Annotated in this window: 13 protein-coding genes and 1 pseudogene; 2 read left to right on the top strand and 12 right to left on the bottom strand. The window is 72.0% G+C overall.

What is annotated here, in order from left to right; all coding sequences use genetic code 11:
- Nucleotides 1-112 precede the first annotated feature (112 nt).
- The 5 genes from C7C46_RS09885 to C7C46_RS09865 form a co-directional block, all read right to left on the bottom strand.
- On the bottom strand, nt 113-505 hold the full coding sequence (locus C7C46_RS09885; RefSeq protein WP_110667911.1) for a DUF302 domain-containing protein: 393 nt from the start codon (nt 503-505) through the stop codon (nt 113-115).
- A 159-nt stretch (nt 506-664) separates the two neighbouring features.
- Nucleotides 665-2,962 carry a heavy metal translocating P-type ATPase gene (locus C7C46_RS09880; RefSeq protein WP_110667908.1) on the bottom strand — a complete coding sequence of 766 codons (2,298 nt, stop codon included), beginning with the start codon at nt 2,960-2,962 and terminating at the stop codon, nt 665-667.
- Nucleotides 2,959-3,612, bottom strand: a complete 654-nt coding sequence (locus C7C46_RS09875) for an Rv1733c family protein (protein ID WP_146259038.1) — start codon at nt 3,610-3,612, stop codon at nt 2,959-2,961. Before C7C46_RS09875 ends, C7C46_RS09880 begins: the two co-directional genes overlap by 4 nt.
- Before the next feature lie 172 nt (nt 3,613-3,784).
- Entirely contained in the window at nt 3,785-4,249 is a 465-nt protein-coding gene (locus C7C46_RS09870) for a pyridoxamine 5'-phosphate oxidase family protein (protein ID WP_181442278.1), read from the bottom strand.
- On the bottom strand, nt 4,236-5,162 hold the full coding sequence (locus C7C46_RS09865; RefSeq protein ID WP_342775391.1) for an Acg family FMN-binding oxidoreductase: 927 nt from the start codon (nt 5,160-5,162) through the stop codon (nt 4,236-4,238). The genes C7C46_RS09870 and C7C46_RS09865 overlap by 14 nt, the downstream gene beginning before the upstream one ends.
- 395 nt (nt 5,163-5,557) lie before the next feature.
- Between C7C46_RS09865 and C7C46_RS09860 the strand changes: the two genes are divergently transcribed.
- A complete protein-coding gene (locus C7C46_RS09860) occupies nt 5,558-5,833 on the top strand; it encodes an SHOCT domain-containing protein (protein WP_110667900.1) in 276 nt (91 codons plus the stop codon).
- Between the two features lie 253 nt (nt 5,834-6,086).
- Here the strand turns inward: C7C46_RS09860 and C7C46_RS09855 are convergent, their stop codons facing one another.
- From C7C46_RS09855 to C7C46_RS34915, 7 genes and pseudogenes are all read right to left on the bottom strand, one after another.
- Nucleotides 6,087-7,130, bottom strand: a complete 1,044-nt coding sequence (locus C7C46_RS09855) for a zinc-dependent alcohol dehydrogenase family protein (protein WP_110667898.1) — start codon at nt 7,128-7,130, stop codon at nt 6,087-6,089.
- 264 nt (nt 7,131-7,394) lie between these two features.
- Nucleotides 7,395-8,303, bottom strand: coding sequence for a universal stress protein (locus C7C46_RS09850; RefSeq protein WP_342775390.1), 909 nt, complete (start codon nt 8,301-8,303; stop codon nt 7,395-7,397).
- A 102-nt stretch (nt 8,304-8,405) separates the two neighbouring features.
- On the bottom strand, nt 8,406-9,278 hold the full coding sequence (locus tag C7C46_RS09845) for a universal stress protein (protein ID WP_110667894.1): 873 nt from the start codon (nt 9,276-9,278) through the stop codon (nt 8,406-8,408).
- A 176-nt stretch (nt 9,279-9,454) separates the two neighbouring features.
- Nucleotides 9,455-9,682: pseudogene (locus C7C46_RS37535) on the bottom strand (DUF1918 domain-containing protein); the annotation flags it as partial.
- Nucleotides 9,683-9,734: 52 nt separating this feature from the next.
- Nucleotides 9,735-10,415 (bottom strand): helix-turn-helix domain-containing protein, encoded by a 681-nt coding sequence (locus C7C46_RS09835; RefSeq protein ID WP_110667889.1) that lies wholly within the window; start codon nt 10,413-10,415, stop codon nt 9,735-9,737.
- A 136-nt stretch (nt 10,416-10,551) separates the two neighbouring features.
- Nucleotides 10,552-11,085, bottom strand: a complete 534-nt coding sequence (locus C7C46_RS09830) for a flavodoxin domain-containing protein (protein WP_110667887.1) — start codon at nt 11,083-11,085, stop codon at nt 10,552-10,554.
- A gap of 74 nt (nt 11,086-11,159) precedes the next feature.
- Nucleotides 11,160-11,468, bottom strand: coding sequence for an Hsp20/alpha crystallin family protein (locus C7C46_RS34915; RefSeq protein WP_181442277.1), 309 nt, complete (start codon nt 11,466-11,468; stop codon nt 11,160-11,162).
- Between the two features lie 366 nt (nt 11,469-11,834).
- On the opposite strand from C7C46_RS34915, the gene C7C46_RS09820 reads away from it, so the two are divergent.
- Nucleotides 11,835-12,884 carry a zinc-binding alcohol dehydrogenase family protein gene (locus C7C46_RS09820; RefSeq protein WP_110667882.1) on the top strand — a complete coding sequence of 350 codons (1,050 nt, stop codon included), beginning with the start codon at nt 11,835-11,837 and terminating at the stop codon, nt 12,882-12,884.
- The last annotated feature ends 6 nt before the right edge of the window (nt 12,885-12,890 follow it).

Here is a 12,890-nt window from a genome sequence, read left to right as displayed (position 1 = left end):
GGTCGCTGGAACGACTTCGAGGACGTAGGCCATGCCTGATATCGAGCATGGCTCGACGTCAGGCTGGGCGGCAGGGGCCGAGCGGCCCCTTGAGTGCGCCGAACGGCCCCCGCTAGTGTTGTGGCAGGGAGGCCAGCACCGCGTCAAGCCGCTCAGCGGCCTCGTCCGCCACCACCTGCAAGGTAGACAGGCCGGTCAGCTGCACCATCGTCTGTGGATCCAGCACCTGCACTACCGTGCGGCCTTCGCTGCCTCGGACCACCACGTTGCACGGCAGCAGCAACCCGATCGACCGGTCTTCGGCCAGCGCCCGCTTCGCCAGAGCAGGATTGCACGCGCCGAGGATCAGGTACGGCTCCATCTCCTCGCCTAGTTTCACCTTCAACGTCGCCTGCACATCGATCTCCGTCAACACGCCGAACCCGTGCCCGGCGAGAGCCTGACGCACTCGCGTCACCGTGTCCTCGAAGGATGTCGCCACCGTCACCGTCCGGCCGTACTCCATGGTTCCTCCTTGATCGATCCTTGCCCGTACGGGTACGCATGATTGTTTCCCTGTAGGGCCGTACCTGCCTGCCGGTACGGTCGTCCGACGGCCCCGCCGTGGCGCGGCGGAGTGCGAGGCGGTGGCCGCGCCGTACCGGAACCGTGTCCCACCTGGTTCTCACCGCACGAGCGAGAAGTAGTTCTCTTCTTCCTGGGTGAAGTGCAGGCGCAGCACGGTGTGCAGGCCGTAGAGGCTGCCCAGTAGGTCGTCGATCTGGTCCGGTTGCAGGCCCCCGCCCGCGTCGGCCTGCTCGAGGTGGGTGGCCACCCGGCGGGCGAGGCGTCCGATCTCGGCGTGGGTTCTGCTCATGGTGGCGGTGGCCTCGGTGCTGCCCAGTGGTTCGCTCAGTGCGGGGTAGAGCTGGTGCTCCTCCGCGTCCTCGTGCGGCAGGATCCGGTCGGTAAGGAAGTGGTGCGCCCGCCGTACGGTGGCGAGTGCCTGGGTGCGGTCGCCGGTGGCGACCTGGTCGGCGGCGTCGCGCAGGATGTCGAGGGCGTCTCGCAGGTCGTCGTGCTCGGCCGAGAATCGGTTCAGTAGGTCCTCTGTGTCGGGCTTCAGTGCCTGGCGGGCGGCCCGGCCTGCGCCGAGCGCGCGCAGCGCGTTGAGGATCACGGTGACGTCGATCGCTTCCTGCAGTAGTGCGCCGGCGGCCGGCGGGAGGTAGCCGAGGGCGGCTACGGCCATGGCGGCCAGGGAGAGGGCGATTCCGCCTGCTGCGCTCTGTACTGCGATCTTGCGTGACCGGACGGCGATTTCCATGGCGTCGGCGAGGCGGTCCAGCCGGTCGGTCGTCAGCACGATGTCGGCAGCTTCGGAGGAGGCGGTCGAGCCGCGCGCGCCCATGGCCACTCCGACGTTCGCGGCTGCGAGCGCGGGGGCGTCGTTGACGCCGTCGCCCACCATCACGGTGACGGCGCGGGCCCGCTCGGCGCGCACTGCGGTGACCTTGTCCGAGGGACTCTGCCGGGACGCGACGTCGTCGAGGCCCAGGACCGCGGCGACCTCCCGGGCTGCCCCCTCGTGGTCGCCGGTGAGCATGACCAGCCGGGTCAGGCCCGCCTCGTGAAGGCGCGTCAGGGTGCGCGGTGCGTCGTGGCGCACGGGGTCGCGCAGCAGCACGACGCCGGACAGCTCGCCGTCCACGGTCAGCCAGACGATCGCCGCGCCATCCAGGGCCGCCCGGTTGGACGCGGCGCGTGCCCAGGCCGGCAGATCGCCCGGTAGCTCCACCCGGCCGACCCCCAGCCGGTGTCCGTCGACCAGGCCCGTGATGCCCCGCCCCGGCTCCTCGGCCGCGTCCAGTGGTGCGATCAGCGACAGGCCGCGTGCGTGGGCCTCGCGGACCAGGGCCTCGGCCAGCACGTGGGGGGACACCTGGTCCAGGGAGGCGGCCAGGCGCAGCAACTCGGCCGAGGTACGGCCGGGGGCGGCCGACACGGACAGTACTCGGGGCCTACCTGCCGTGAGGGTGCCGGTCTTGTCGAGCACCAAGGTCCGGGCCCGCCCGAGGACCTCCAACGCCCGGCCGTCGCGGATCACCACGCCATTGCGGGCGGCCCGGGCGAGGCCCGAGACGATGGCCACGGGGGCCGCCAGCAGCAGGGGGCAGGGGGTCGCGACGACCAGGACTGCGACCGCCCTCTCGGGCGTGCCGCCGATCGCCCAGCCCAGCACGGCAGTGGCAAGGGAGAGCGGCAGGAACCAGGCGGCCGCTCGGTCGGCGATCCGGACGAGTGGCGCGTTCTCGGCACCCGCCTCGCGGGCCAGGCGGACGATCGCCGCATACGTGCTGTTCTCCGCGGTCGCGGTGGCGCGGAGTTCGAAGGCGGGGCCCGCGTTGAGCACGCCGCTGCGTACGTCCTCCCCGGCCGCCCGCTCCACGTCCTCGGGCTCGCCGGTGAGGGCGGACTCGTCCAGCGTCGCGGTGCCGGCGGCCTGGCCATCGACCGGGACCACCTCGCCGGGGCCGATCACGAGCAGGTCGCCCGGCGTGATCTCCTCCAGCGGGACGGTCAGGACGCTCCCGCCTTCGCGGCGGCGGGCGGAGTGCGGCGCGCGTTCCAGTAGGGCGCGCAGGTCGTGCGAGGCGCGGCGCTGGGCGGCCGATTCCAGGGTTCTGCCGCTGGCGAGCATGACGGAGATCAGTGCCCCGGCCAGGTACTCGCCCACGGCGAGCGTGCCGACCAGGGCCAGTACGGCGATCAGATCGACTCCGGCGTGCTTGCGGCGCAGCGCGGCGATGACCCAGACCGCGGCCGGTCCGATTCCGGCCGCAGTCCCGAGCGCCCAGCAGAGGTCCGCTGTGCTGCGGGATCCGAGGAGGAATGAAATCCCTCCTGCGACCAGGGCGGCGGAGGTGGTGATGAGTAGCGCCGGCTCAAGACGTCTGGTGGCCGGTCGGGGGGCGGTTCTCATTGGTCCCCGCCGCCGGGCCGGTGGCCGGTCCGTCCGGACCACAGTGGCTCCACCCGCTCCCAGGCCGGCTCCCAGGCCCGATCGGCCCGGCGGTCGAGGGTGCGGCGTCGAAGGGTGTAGAGGGTGAGGGTGGTCGTGGACAGGGCGGCCAGGCTTCCGAGTCCGGCGAAGGCGGCGTTCGCCATGATGGCGGTGCCCGGGCGGGGCGGGGCGACAGGCCGGCCGGTGTCGTCCACCCAGATGGCCACGGTCGCGCTGGCTCCTGTGGTGGGTGGGACGTCGACCTGGCCAGTGTCGTGGACCTTCGGTGGGTACTCCCAGGTCGCCTGCGCCTGGGCACTGTTGGGGTCGCCGACGCCCCGGGTGTTGTCCTGCGTTGCCGGGGTGAGGGTGGTCGCGGTGAGGTGGTGGCGGTGCTGTGCGTCGTGCAGCGCACCGACCTGCTCGCGGTGCAGCACCAGCAGGGCGGCCAGCAGAGCGAGTACGAGCGATCCGACGAGCGAGAGCGCCAGAGTCAGGACGAGTCGGCTGCGAGCCCGGTCGCTGCGGCGGCACAGCGCGTTAGTCTCCCTGCCGAGGGCACGGCGCAGGTGGTGCCGCAGGGTCGTCCGAGTGGCAGGACGCCCGTGTGGTGCGGATGCGGGGGGCATGGTGCGTGTCTCCTCGGTCAGGAGCTCAGGACGCTGGGTGGCTGTGCTCGGTGGCGGGGAGTACCCGTGGTGCTGTCACGTGCCGAGCAGCCTCACGGGGCCCAGTGTCGGAAGGGCGACGGCGTCCTCCGGGGCAAGGCTTTCGGGTGCGGCGACTGCGTGTCGGTTCATCTCAGGCTCCGAGCCGTGTGCCAGTGACCAGTTCGGGGTCGATGCGCAGGTACGAGTGCGCATCGCTGTGGCCCCAGGGGTGCGGGCCGTGCTGGTGCAGGTCGGCGAGCCGGGCGGGCTCCGTGAGCAGGTGGGACCGGCCGATGACCAGTACCGTCCAGCCCCGGCGGGTCTGTCCGTCGAGTAGGTCCGCCTGGAAGCCCACCACCGCGTTCTCCAGCGAGGTGGCCAGCCTGGATCCGGCGGGCAGCGGGATGACCACCGCGTCGGCGGAGTCCAGGACGTAACAGGTCGGGGTGACGGCGGGCAGCGCGTCCTCGGTGTGGATGAGACGTCCGACCGCCAGTTGACGCAGCAGGTCCAGACTCTGCGCACGGGTGCAGGCGTCCCCGGTCCGGCTGCCCGCCAGTTCACTCCGTAGCCCTGTAAGGACCGGTGCCGGCTCCGGTGCGTCAGGCGGGGTCATCGGGTCCGCCTTCCAGGACATCGGCCACCGGCCTGCGGGGCGTCGCGGCCCCTTGGGGCCCGTATCCCAGGCGGATCAGCATCTGTGGGTGGCCGGGGCCGTGGCGCGGGTCACGCAGGGACCACCTCAGATCCGGCCATTCCATGGCCTGGTGCAGCAGGGACGCCTGTTGGCCTCGCGCGGTGGCCAGGAGCAGGACGTGTTGGAGTGCCTGGCCTGCGCGCAGCCAGTCGGCGGGCTCATCGCGCGCGGTGGAGAGCAGGGTGATGCGCGGATGTGCCTCGAAGGAGGCCGGGGGCAGGTGCTCGGCGGGCCGGATGGCGGAGAAGTCCCGTACCGACGGCCGGCCGTGGGCGTCCTGCGGGCCGAGGGCCGCAGCAGGAATCCCGTACGGGTCGTCGGCTGCTCCCTGGATCGCGTGGCGACTTTCAGCACTGCGCCGGGGATCGGTCGTGTTGCGCCGCTCGGCTTCCGCAGTCACCTCCAGCAGCCGGTGGGCCTCCGACTCGTCCGGCAGGTCAAGCTCGGCGCCCTCCGTGCGGGCGGCCTCGGCGAGTTCGGTGAGGACGGCGGCGGGGACCGGGTGGTCGGAGAAGGGCAGGCGGCTGCTGTGCCGACGCCACATCGCCGCGTAGAGGTCCGGCCGGTCATCGGCGAAAGTGCGGGACGGGCCCGCGAGCCGGACGGCGGCCAACAGGTCCGGCTCCGCCGGATGCGGCAGGAGCCGTACGACGGGCTCCCGGTCCAGGTGGCGGACGGCAACGCGGAGATTGAACACTGCCGCACCGACAGAGATGTGCATCCCGCGGTCCGCGGGATCGGTGACCCGCAGCGTCCCCTGGGGAACAGCCCGGACCTCCAGCGTGGTGGTCTCGGGACGGAACCGGAAGCGCCAGGGCTGCCCGTTGTGCATGGACGGTGCCGCGACCGCGGCGGAGACCAGTCGCTCCAAGGTTGCGGCGTCGAGAGCCGAAGTAAGCATGAGGGCCTCCTCCGCCGTCCGGGGAGGGAGATCCTCCTCCCACTGCCCATCGTGCGCGCGGCGGGCCGTGGGAGGAGGGGCCGACCGGCCCTCATGTCCAGGCCGCCTGGCACCCTCCCCCAACCGACGGAGAGCCTCGGGGGCCCATCCGTTGACTGTTCGGTGCAGTGTCTTCAAGCCCTGGCCGTCTGCCACCGGCCGAGCCGGCATCGAAGCGAGGGCCGCTCGGGCCCGTCTCCCCACCGACCGGCCCTGTCCACCGCCCCGGCCGGGAGCGCAAGGTGGTCAGAGGAACGCCTGCGCAGGCACAGCCCGGGAGGCAAACGATGATCCACAACTTCGACCACGGGGGCATGAACGGCTGGGGGTACGGACTGATGACGCTGATCATCCTGATCCTGATATGCCTGATCGTCCTGGTCGCACTGCTGGCCTACCACCGACTCGGTGACCGGCATCCCTCTGACCGCCAGGTCACCAGCGGCCGGCCGGACGCTCACCATCCCGACCCGGAACGGCTGCTCGCCGAGCGGTACGCACACGGCGAGATCGACGACGACGAATACCAACGTCGGTTGAAGGTCCTGCGGGATCACGCCTGACCCGCGCGCGGGCAGGAACAGAGACGAGCGGCGAGTACCTTCGCTGCTCAGACGGCCCAAGCCCGTTGGCGGTACCGAGAACGCGGGCACGTTCACGATCGGGCTCCCGGGGATCCGCCCGGCGCGCACGGGCACCGCGAGTGGCTTTCCCGGGGCGGCCTCACGCACCGGACAGGTCGCCGCGGTCGATCCGCAGGTCGTTCGTGCCGCGCCCGTATCGATATCGATCTTCGGGAGCGGCCGTCGTGCCGGCTCAGGTGCGGAACAGCGCCACCTTCAGGGCGCCGTTCTGCCCGGCGTCGGCGAAGACGTCGTAGGCGTCCTGCATCTCGTCGAGGCCGAACCGGTGGGTGACCAGCCCCGCGACGTCCAGCTGGCCGGCTGCGAGCATGTCGAGGAGCAGCGGTGTGCTGCTGGTGTCGACCAGGCCGGTGGTGATGGTGACGTTTCTGATCCAGAGTGATTCGAGGTGGAGGGTGGCGGGCTTGCCGTGGACGCCGACGTTGGCGACCCGGCCGCCGGGGCGCACTATGCGGGTGCACTGTTCGAAGGAGTCGGGGAGGCCGACGGCTTCGATGGCCACGTCTGCGCCCAGGCCGTCGGGGCTCAGGGCGCGGATGGCGTCGTCGGTGGCGTCGGCTACGGTGAGGACCGCGTCGGCGCCGGCTCGTCTCGCGGCGTCCAGGCGGGTCGTCGCGAGGTCGATGGCGATGATCTTGGCCGGGCTGTAGAGCCGGGCGGTGGTGATGGCGGCGAGGCCGATCGGTCCGGCTCCGACGATCACCACGGTGTCCCCGGGGCTGACGTGGCCGTTGCGGACCCCGACCTCGAAGGCGGTGGGCAGGATGTCGGCGAGCAGCAGGGCGGTCTCGTCGTTGAGGCCTTGGGGCAGCTTGTGCAGGGAGTTGTCGGCGAAGGGCGTGCGGACGTACTCGGCCTGGGTGCCGTCGGTCAGGTGTCCGAGGATCCAGCCGCCGCCTCCCGTGCACTGGCCGTATGTCCCCGTCCGGCAGTAGGCGCAGCGTCCGCACGCGGAGATGCAGGAGACGAGCACACGGTCGCCGGGCGCCAGGGTGCGGACACCCGGCCCGGTCTCGATGACCGTCCCGACGGCCTCGTGGCCCAGGATGCGGCCGTCGGTCACCTCGGGGACGTCGCCCTTGAGGATGTGCAGGTCGGTGCCGCAGATGGTCACCGCGTCCACCCGGACCACCGCGTCCTCGGGATCGAGGATGACCGGGTCGGGCACCTCGCCCCAACTGCGGCGTCCGGGACCGTGGTAGGTCAGCGCCTTCATGTCCGATCACTCTCCTCCTGCTCGCGGTCACACTGTCCCCCAGCCTTTCGCCGGCAGGAGGCCGTGCACAGGGCCGGTCGGCCCGGTCCCCGGGGACAGCCAGGCCACTCCTCTGCCATGCCATCGGATGCCCTCCGGCACGGGGGCGTGTGAGGGCACGAGGGCGCCACGGCGAGCAGTCGTGCCTGGAGACCGCACGGACCATCAGCGGTTCGCTGGTGCCCGGCCCCACGTCGGCGGGTGCAGCCGCTGTCACTCCGCTGCTCAGCCCGAGGCCCTTCGCGTCTCGCCCCCGAGGCCGACCGGGCCCGGCACGGTGATGACCGGGCACCGGGCGTGGTGCAGGACGCCTTGGCCGACGGATCCGAGGAGCATGCCGGTGAAACCGCCGAGGCCTCGTGTCCCGACGACCAGTGCCAGGGCGTGGGCGGAGGCCTCGCTCAGGACGGCCACCGGGTGGCCGCGCACCACCTCGTGCGTCAGCGTCACGTCGGGGTGGGACTCCCGCCGCCCGGCAGCGGTCTCCGCGAGCACTCGGCGGGACTCCTGCTCCACCCGGTACTCCTCGGCCGCCGGGAGGTGCGAGGGCTGCCAGGCGAACAGCGCGCGCAGCTGCGCGCCCCGCAGCGCCGCGGCTTCGAAGGCATAATCCACTGCTGACTGCGACGCCGGGCTGCCGTCCACTCCGACGACGAGGTACGCGGGCTGCTGGGTGATGTGCTCGGGGTCCCGGACGACCACCACAGGGCAGCTTGCGTGCGCGATCAGCGGCAGGGCCACCGATCCGGCGGTGAACAGCTCACGCGCCGCAGACAGGTGCCGGGAGCCCAGGACGAGCAGAGCGGACCCCTCGGCCTGCCGGTGCAGGACATCGACGGGGTCCCCGTCGGCGAGCGTGGCCGACACGGGCAGGCCAGGGTGGCGTTCGCGGATGAAGCGGGTCGCCTCGTCGAGCGCCTCCTCCCCGGCGGTGCGGAGCAGTCGGGCACGTTGCTGCAGGTCGGGCCAGGTCCGGGGCCATGCTCCGTTGCGGGTGAGGGGTTTGAAGGCTTGCAGGACGTGCAACGGCAGGTGGCGACGTTTCGCCTCGTCAGCGGCCCAGACGAGCACCATGCGGCTGGGGTGTTCGGGATCGACGCCGACCAGTACGGGACGTTGCCCGCCAGAACTCATCATGTCTCCTCCAGGCAGCTGGGAACCGCCCCGTCTGCAGACCGTTGGAACGTCGAGCCTCGGGCGGCTTCGCCACCGCCGACGTTCCCGTCGTCCGGAGGGTCATTCGACGGGTATGACTGCGACCGGGCAGTGTGCGTGGTGGACGATCGCCTGGCTGACGGATCCGAGCCGGCGGAAGGGCCCCTGCGGCTCTCCGTGGCGGCCGACCACGACGAGCTGGTGCGTCTGGGACAGCTCCACCAGGTGTTTCGCGGGCCCGGAGCGGACGATGCCCTCGGTGACGGGGACCTCCGGGTACTTCTCACGCCATCCGGACAGGACTTCGGAGAGCAGCCGGTTCTCCTCCGCCGCCACGTGGCCCTCCTCGTACACGGGCGGGAACGCGTGCCCGGGGCCGAGGACCAGCGGGTAGCTCCAGGCATGCACGACGCGCAGCGGAAGCTGCCGCCGCTGGGCGGTCTCGAAGGCGAAGGAGAGCAGCCCGTCACACGGTTCGCGGCCGTGCACACCCACCGCCACGCCGCCTCGTGAGCCGCTGGCAGCCTCGAATTGGCCTCCAGGGCCGCGGAATACGACAACCGGGCAGGCGGCATGGGCGGCGACGTGCAGGCTCGTCGAGCCGACGAGCAGTCCGGGGAATCCTCCCGAGCCGCGCGAGCCGACAATGAGCAGCCCGGCCGCCGCGCTGAGGGCGACCAGCGCCTCGCGCGGGCTCGCGTCCACGACCCCGCTGCTGACCTCCAGGTCCGGGTGGCGGCTCGCGGCCCGCTCCGCCAGCGCTGCGAGCGCCTCCCCGCCCGAGCGTCTGAGGAGCTGGGCGTCGAGTGACTCCGGTGCCTGGTGCGGTTCCCACAGCCATGCATGGACAAGGTGCAGCCGCACACCTCTGAGCTGGGCTTCATCGGCGGCCCAGTCGACGGCATCACCGGCGCCGGCAGGGTCGTCGACTCCGGCTATCACGGGATGTGTCATGGCATGCTCCTCTTCCCCGGATGCGCGGGCCGCGCCGTGGCTGCGGGTCCGAGCTCCTCCGGACCGGGGCTGGCAGCCGCCTGCCCCGGTTTCGATCGTCGAACGGCGGCTTCGCGCCGTCAAACGCCCAGGTCTTCGCCGGGCCTGCCCAACCTGCCAGGGCGCCCCAGCGGAGGGTTCGTGCCCGGCGTCCGGGCGGGCTCCGCGTGCTCGAGGTGGACGAAGTGGTGGATGTGCGCGCCTGGGCCGGGGAACAGGAGCGTGGTCCTCCCGGTGTCCGACCAGCGCACGTCGTAGGGCGGGCTGCCGTCTTCGTGGTGCAGGGCGACGATCTCGCCGTCCCGGCGCGGCGCTCCGGTGGTGGGGCCCTCCACAATGAGCCGGTCCCCTACGGTCGCTCTCATTACGGCCTCCTTCCGTCCTGGCACCGGGCAGGAACCCTCTGCGCGGCATGTCTCAGTGCACCCGGATGACGCGGCCGGTGATCGCGTCTGGCGCTATCCGTACCCATACGTCGCGTTGCCCGCCGGCCCAAGGCGTCGGACCGGTTCCGTGCGCCGGGCGACCGCTCCCGGCAGGCCTCGTGACGAGCTCGGCGGGGCCGGTCATGAGCACGCTCCAGCCCTGGCTGAGGGCCTCGTCCATGTGGTCGACCTCGAACGCGACCCGATGGCCGACGGCGGTGGCCGGCACGCTGCCGGCAGCCGTGCGGTAGACGATCGCCCCGTCCAGCACCTGGTAGTTGACGGGAAGGACCACCGGGTCCAGCGGAGTCGAGAATGCCACCCTGCCGATGCCGTGTTCGGACAGCCGGGCCCAGCACTCCGCCGGGTCGAGCGTTTCCAGGACGGGCCTGGCGGCGGCGTCCCCCCGGCCAGGTGGCAGATCGACTCCACCGCCCAGCAACTGCGACTCCGACGTCTCCAGCGCGCCCGCAAGCCGCAGCAGACTGCCGGTGTCGACCTCTGCGGGCCGTGTCTCCAGGTATTCCAGGTAGTTGGGTGCCATGCCGGCACGCGCCGCTGTCTCCTCGCGGGTGAGTCCCAGCTCTCGGCGCCGCAGTGCCACTCGTCTGCCGACATCGCCAGGGTCCGCAGCGAGTGCCCCGACCGGCTCGCTCGAGGTGTTCTCAGACATGACTCCTCCTTGCGTCCTCTCGTTGCCCGGCCTTGGGATCACGTCCTGCATGGGGAGCCGATCCCGGGCCGGTGGGCCGGCTACCACCACGCGTGATAATGCGTTCGGCGGACCGGATACCCACGCCGGGGCCGGACTACCGGCCACCGTTCCCCTCCATTGGTGCGGCGTCCTGCTCTCGTAGCTCGGCGCCGATTTCGTGGGCCCAGTGCTGGATGTGCTCCGGGTTGCGGAAGTCGCCGGCCTTGCCGTGCCGCACCAGGGTGCGGGCGATCCAGCCAGGCGTCGCGGCGGTGATACTGCCTCCGAACGTGACGTGCCCACGGGCGTGCAGACGCTCCATCTCCTTGACCGCACCGGGCACCGGAGGGATGTCGTGCTGTTCGGCCGAGCTGTCCACCGGGCCGCTGCTGAACAGCCACACGGGGCGCTCGCTCAGGGCCTCGGCGTTGCGGTGGGCGCAGCGCAGGGCGTCACGGTTCCAGTGGCCCGCGTACAGGGAGCTGCCGAGCACCACGGCGTCGAAGTCGGTGACGTCCTGGACGTCTCCGGCGGGGACCACGGCCGTGTCGAAGCCGTCCTCGCGCAGCGATTTGCCGATTTCCTCGGCGATACCGGCCGTGGCACCGTGCTTGCTGCCGTAGGCCACGAGTATCCGCTTCGTCTTCATTGGTCGGTTCTCCTGACTGTGCGGGGGCGACGGGTTGCGCGGCCGGAGCCGCGAGGCCCGGCCGCAAGGTGCGGCTACTGGGGCGGCTTGACCCGGATGCTGCGAGCCGTCTCCTTGGCCTGTTCGGCCAGCAGGACGCGGATGGTGAGGATGCCGTCCTGGTAGTCAGCTTCGACGCCCTCCTCGGGGATCGGGACGGGGAGCCGCACGGACCGTTGGAAGGAGCCGTAGCGGAACTCCGAGTGCTGCTTGTCCTGCTTGCTCTCGGTGTGTTCGGCCCGGACAGTGAGGACATCGCCCTCGGCCGTGATCTCGATCTCGTGGTCGGGGTCCATGCCCGGCAGCTCGGCGTGCACGATGTACTTCTCGTCCTCCTCGGTCACCTCGATCGGGATCGGGTGGAGGTCGGGACCGCCGCGCGCCAGGAGGGGGGGAAGCCCGACCCGAGCCAGTCGATCAGGTCCGGCCGCGTCACCCGGTGCCGAGGGAGCAGAGATCCAGCCATCATGGCCTCCTCTTCGGCGCTGAGGCACCGTGGGACGGATACGGGTCCTTGCGCTGTCACCGTCTCTCGCCGGGCAGTCGATGTCATGGGGCGTTCAGTCCCGTTCCGGGGCCGTTCGGCCCTCATCCGCCGAGCCCGGTCGCGGTGGACGATGGGATGGGTGGGCGATCCCCGCGCCGCCGGCGCCTCGACGCGGGTCGCAGCCTCGCAGCGGATAGCGCGAGTGCTCCAGGAAGGGCCGGACATGGCCACGTCTCGATCCGATCTGCTCAGCACGACCGCCTGGGTGGTGGAGCGGCCCGGCCCGGTTGACTCGTCCCCGTTACGCAGGGTGGAGCGGCCGGTCGCGGAGCCGGGGCCGGGGCCGGGGCCGGGGCCGGGGGAGATCCTGGTCGAGGTCGCGGCCTGCGGAGTGTGCCGCACCGACCTGCAGCTGGCCGAGGGCGATCTGCCGCCCCGTGTGCGCCGCTGCACTCCAGGCCACGAGATCGTGGGCCGGGTGCTGTCCGCGGGCCCCGGGGTCGGGGGCTTCGCTCCCGGTGACCGCGTCGGCGCGGCGTGGCTGGCGAGCACGTGCGGGATCTGCGAGTACTGCCGGGCGAGGCGTGAGAACCTCTGCCCGCGCTCCCGTTACACCGGCTGGGACATCAACGGCGGCTACGCCGGGCACACCGTGGTGAAAGCTTCGTTCGCCTACCACCTGCCCGAGGGCCCGCCCGACGAGGAACTCGCACCGCTGCTGTGCGCGGGCATCATCGGCTTCCGGGCCCTTGCACGTGCCGAACTGCCGCCGGGCGGCCGACTGGGCATCTACGGCTTCGGGGCGTCGGCTCACCTGACCGCCCAGCTCGCGCTCTCCCGGGGTGCCACCGTGCACGTCCTCACCCGGGCCGAGGAAGCCCGGCGGCTGGCCCTGGAGCTCGGCGCGACCTCCGCCCGCGGCGCCTACGATGCCCCGCCCGAGCCCCTCGACTCGGCGATCCTCTTCGCGCCGGTCGGCGAGCTGGTGCCGGTGGCGCTGGCCGCCTTGGACAGGGGCGGCACGCTTGCTGTGGCGGGCATCCACCTCACCGACATCCCCAGCCTGAACTACGACCGGCATCTGTTCCAGGAGCGCACCCTGCGCAGTGTCACCGCCAACACCCGCGAGGACGGCCGCGCCTACCTGGCCGAGGCGGCCCGGCACCGCCCCACCGTCCACGTACAGCGCTACGCCATGAGCCGGGCTGACACCGCGCTGGCGGACCTCGCGGCCGACCGGGTCACCGGGGTCGCCGTCCTGCTCGCCGAGTGACGCCGC

Origin of the sequence: Streptomyces tateyamensis (assembly GCF_003205575.1) — a bacterium.
GTDB lineage: Bacteria > Actinomycetota > Actinomycetes > Streptomycetales > Streptomycetaceae > Kitasatospora > Kitasatospora tateyamensis.
This window is presented reverse-complemented; position numbering and strand designations above follow the sequence as displayed.

Bases quoted from the DNA above. Each gene is read 5' to 3' on its own strand.
- C7C46_RS09830 (WP_110667887.1), bottom strand. From the start codon at position 11,085: ATGAAGACGAAGCGGATACTCGTGGCCTACGGCAGCAAGCACGGTGCC.
- C7C46_RS09820 (WP_110667882.1), top strand. From the start codon at position 11,835: ATGGCCACGTCTCGATCCGATCTGCTCAGCACGACCGCCTGGGTGGTG.
- C7C46_RS09885 (WP_110667911.1), bottom strand. From the start codon at position 505: ATGGAGTACGGCCGGACGGTGACGGTGGCGACATCCTTCGAGGACACG.
- C7C46_RS09865 (WP_342775391.1), bottom strand. From the start codon at position 5,162: ATGCACAACGGGCAGCCCTGGCGCTTCCGGTTCCGTCCCGAGACCACC.
- C7C46_RS09835 (WP_110667889.1), bottom strand. From the start codon at position 10,415: ATGTCTGAGAACACCTCGAGCGAGCCGGTCGGGGCACTCGCTGCGGAC.
- C7C46_RS09870 (WP_181442278.1), bottom strand. From the start codon at position 4,249: ATGACCCCGCCTGACGCACCGGAGCCGGCACCGGTCCTTACAGGGCTA.
- C7C46_RS09845 (WP_110667894.1), bottom strand. From the start codon at position 9,278: ATGACACATCCCGTGATAGCCGGAGTCGACGACCCTGCCGGCGCCGGT.
- C7C46_RS09880 (WP_110667908.1), bottom strand. From the start codon at position 2,962: ATGAGAACCGCCCCCCGACCGGCCACCAGACGTCTTGAGCCGGCGCTA.
- C7C46_RS09850 (WP_342775390.1), bottom strand. From the start codon at position 8,303: ATGAGTTCTGGCGGGCAACGTCCCGTACTGGTCGGCGTCGATCCCGAA.
- C7C46_RS09875 (WP_146259038.1), bottom strand. From the start codon at position 3,612: ATGCCCCCCGCATCCGCACCACACGGGCGTCCTGCCACTCGGACGACC.
- C7C46_RS09860 (WP_110667900.1), top strand. From the start codon at position 5,558: ATGATCCACAACTTCGACCACGGGGGCATGAACGGCTGGGGGTACGGA.
- C7C46_RS09855 (WP_110667898.1), bottom strand. From the start codon at position 7,130: ATGAAGGCGCTGACCTACCACGGTCCCGGACGCCGCAGTTGGGGCGAG.